General features: G+C 73.5%; 5 protein-coding genes. 3 read left to right on the top strand and 2 right to left on the bottom strand.

Going from position 1 to position 3,565, the window contains the following annotated elements:
• Nucleotides 1-571, bottom strand: a 571-nt coding sequence (locus IE249_RS38735; protein ID WP_229859427.1) for an SAM-dependent methyltransferase, incomplete at its 3' end; no start/stop codon positions are given.
• A 118-nt stretch (nt 572-689) separates the two neighbouring features.
• Between IE249_RS38735 and IE249_RS28385 the strand changes: the two genes are divergently transcribed.
• The 3 genes from IE249_RS28385 to IE249_RS28375 all read left to right on the top strand — a co-directional run bounded on the left by IE249_RS28385 (nt 690) and on the right by IE249_RS28375 (nt 3,383).
• Complete coding sequence (locus IE249_RS28385; protein WP_189709255.1) at nt 690-1,895, top strand: sensor histidine kinase; 1,206 nt, start codon at nt 690-692, stop codon at nt 1,893-1,895.
• A gap of 99 nt (nt 1,896-1,994) precedes the next feature.
• Nucleotides 1,995-2,666 carry a response regulator transcription factor gene (locus IE249_RS28380; RefSeq protein ID WP_189709253.1) on the top strand — a complete coding sequence of 224 codons (672 nt, stop codon included), beginning with the start codon at nt 1,995-1,997 and terminating at the stop codon, nt 2,664-2,666.
• Nucleotides 2,667-2,741: 75 nt separating this feature from the next.
• Entirely contained in the window at nt 2,742-3,383 is a 642-nt protein-coding gene (locus IE249_RS28375; RefSeq protein ID WP_189709251.1) for an AAA family ATPase, read from the top strand.
• 41 nt (nt 3,384-3,424) lie between these two features.
• Here the strand turns inward: IE249_RS28375 and IE249_RS38730 are convergent.
• The coding region (locus IE249_RS38730; protein ID WP_373304473.1) for an ArsR/SmtB family transcription factor at nt 3,425-3,565 on the bottom strand (141 nt) is incomplete at its 5' end.

Below are 3,565 nucleotides of genomic sequence, written 5' to 3'. Positions count from 1 at the left end.
CCGGTTCGGCCGGCAGCGGCCACCAGCGCGCCAGCCACCGCTCCTCGGCGTCGGTCAGCGGTTCCCCGAGCCGTTCGGTGCCGTCCCGCCGTACCAGGACCCGGCGCACGACCCCGTCGGAGTCGACCTCGGCGACCTCCACCGGCACGTTGTCCAGCCACTCGTTGGCGAACAGCAGCCCTGTGATCCCGCGCGGGGGCTCGGTCCGCCACTCGATCCGCTCGTCCAGCCCCCCGGGCCGCGCGGCGACCTCGACGGCGTGCACGCGCGCGCGTGCCGCCACATCGGCGGGCAGCGCGGCGAGGACCCCGGCGGCCAGTTCGCCCCGCCCGGCCGCCATGTCGACGAAGTCGAGGACCGCAGGGCGCCCCAGCGCCTCGTCGACCCGGCACAGCAACCGCGCCACAGCCGCCGCGAACAGCGACGAGGCGTGCACGGACGTACGGAAGTGCCCGGCCGGTCCCTCGGGCCGGCGGTAGAAGCCGTCCGGCCCGTACAGCGCCTCCTCGGCCGCCGCCCGCCAGCCGCGCCAGGTCTCCACCCGCCGGGGGCCCACTGTGTCGTCCGCCACCCCGCCAGCCTAGGCGCACAGGTGATCACGGCCTCCACCTTGGGGAGTACGAGCACGGAGTGCGGATCGATCCTCCGGTTGACCCCTGCACCTATCACGCTTCCCTACTCTGGGTTACGTGCAGCGCCTCTATGACTTCCTCCGCAGGCACCCGATGTGGGTCGACGGCTCCTGGGCCCTCGTCCTGCTCGGGCTCTCCGGCGTGAGCGTGACAAGCGTCAACGGGGCGCCCGACCACCACGGATCCCTCGGCGCGGCCCTGGCCGTGTCCGTCGTCCTGTGCGTCGTGGTCGCGCTGCGCCGCCGTATGCCCGAGAAGATGCTGCTGCTCGCGGCGGCGACGGGCGTGGCGCAGCTGGTGCTGGACGTCGAGACGACGGTCGCCGACTTCGCCATGCTGGTGATCATCTACACCGTCGCCGCGGTCGGCGCCCGCTGGGCCTCACGGTTCGCGCTGATGGGCGGCCTGTGCGCGGCGGCCCTCGCGCAGATCCGCTGGCCCCAGCAGCACACGAGCGCGCTCGGCCAGGTCGCGATAGCCGTCTTCCAGACCGTGCCGTTCGCGCTGGCGTGGGTCCTCGGCGACTCCATGCGGACCCGCCGCGCCTACTTCGCGCAGCTGGAGGAGCGGGCCGCTCGGCTGGAGAAGGAGCGCGAGGCGCAGGCCAAGGTGGCCGTCGCCGCCGAGCGGGCCCGGATCGCGCGCGAGCTGCACGACGTGGTCGCGCACAACGTGTCGGTGATGGTCGTGCAGGCCGACGGCGCCGCCTACGTCCTCGACGCCGCCCCCGACCAGGCCAAGAAGGCTCTGGAGACCATCTCCTCCACCGGCCGCCAGGCGCTGGCCGAAATGCGCCGGCTGCTCGGCGTGCTGCGCACCGGGGAGCACCAGGAGAGCGGCGAGTACGTGCCGCAGCCCGACGTGGAGCAGATCGAGGACCTGGTCGAGCAGTGCCGCGGCTCAGGGCTGCCCGTCGACTTCCGTGTCGAGGGCACCCCGCGACCGCTGCCCAGCGGCGTCGAGCTCACCGCGTACCGCATCGTGCAGGAGGCGCTCACCAACACCCGCAAGCACGGCGGGCCCAACGCGGGCGCGAGCGTGCGCCTGGTCTACTTCGACGACGGCCTCGGGCTGCTCGTCGAGGACGACGGCAAGGGCGCCCCGCACGAGCTGTACGAGGAGGGCGGCGCCGACGGCCGGGGCCACGGCCTGATCGGCATGCGGGAGCGCGTCGGCATGGTCGGCGGCACCCTGGACGCGGGCCCGCGCCCCGGGGGAGGCTTCCGCATCAGCGCCCTGCTGCCGCTCAAACCGGCGCACTGACGCCCGCGCACGCCCCCGCCGGTCCGCGCGCACCCGTTCAACCGTCCGCCTGCCCCCCCGCGACCCCCGCCCCGCCCCGACGAACGGAAGAGGAGCCCGATGACGATCCGCGTGATGCTCGTCGACGACCAGGTGCTGCTGCGCACCGGATTCCGGATGGTGCTCGCCGCCCAGCCGGACATGGAGGTCGTCGCCGAGGCGGGCGACGGCGTCGAGGCCCTCCAGGAACTGCGCGCGACGGCGGTCGACGTGGTGCTGATGGATGTGCGCATGCCGAAACTGGACGGCGTCGAGGCCACCCGCCGCATCTGCGCGCAGCCCGACCCGCCGAAGGTGCTGATCCTCACCACCTTCGACCTCGACGAGTACGCCTTCTCGGGGCTGAAGGCGGGCGCGTCCGGGTTCATGCTCAAGGATGTGCCGCCCGGCGACCTGCTGGCCGCGATCCGCGCCGTGCACAGCGGTGACGCCGTGGTCGCGCCCTCCACCACCCGCCGGCTGCTGGACCGGTTCGCGCCCATGCTGCCCACCGGCGGCGGCCGGCCCCGGCACAAGGAGCTGGAGCGGCTCACCGAGCGCGAGCGCGAGGTCATGGTGCTCGTCGCGCAGGGCCTGTCGAACGGCGAGATCGCCGCCCGGCTGGTGCTGTCCGAGGCGACCGTGAAGACGCACGTGGGCCGCATCCTGACCAAGCTGGGACTGAGGGACCGGGTGCAGGTCGTGGTGCTCGCCTACGAGACGGGACTCGTCCGCGCGGGCGGACACGGCTGACCCGAGTCCGTCGTCGACCGGGGCCCGCCGCCCACCCGGCTGACCGCGGACCGCGGCCTCGGTAGGGTCTCCCGCATGCTCCTGTGGATCAACGGCCCTTTCGGGGGCGGCAAGACACAGACCGCACACGAGATCCAGCGCCGCCTGCCGGGCAGCGTCATCTGCGACCCCGAGCACGCCGGCTTCGGTCTGCGCCGCATGCTGCCGCCCGAACTGCGCGGAGACTTCCAGGACCTGGCGTCCTGGCGGCAGGGCGTGGTCGAGGTCCTCGGCCTGGCCCTCGCCGAGCACGAGGGCGTGGTGATCGCCCCGATGACGGTCACCGATCCGGACGCCTTCGCCGAGACCGTCGGCAGGCTGCGCGAACTCGGCCACGATGTACGGCACTTCACGCTCCTCGCGGAGCGCGAGACCGTGCTGAGGCGGCTGCGGGAGCGCGGTTTCGGGCACCTCCTCCAGTACGTCACCGGGAAGGCGGGCGGGAACGCGGGCCTGCGCCGGGAGAGCTGGGCCGTACGGCAGCTCGACCACTGTCTGGAGCGGCTGCGGGAACCCGAGTTCGCCGAGCACCTGTGGACGGATCACTCGACCGTGCCGAAGACGGCGGACCGGATCGCCGTGCTGGCCGGTCTGACGCTCAGGCCCAACACCGAGGGCCCGCTGCGGACCCGGCTGAGGCAGGCCAAGGTCGGCGTCCGGCACATCCGCTTCGACTGACCGCCGCTGGGGCGGAGCCGGCCTGATCCGGAAGAACGGCCCTAGCGCAGGATGCCCTCCAGGAAGTCGCTGCCCAGCCGGGCCACCACCGCCACGTCCAGCTGGTGGTACACGTACCGCCCGCGGCGCCGGGTGGTGACCAGGCCCGCCTTCTTCAGCACGCCCAGGTGCCGGGATATCTC

Source organism: Streptomyces anandii JCM 4720, assembly GCF_014650655.1.
Lineage (GTDB): Bacteria > Actinomycetota > Actinomycetes > Streptomycetales > Streptomycetaceae > Streptomyces > Streptomyces anandii.
This window is presented reverse-complemented; position numbering and strand designations above follow the sequence as displayed.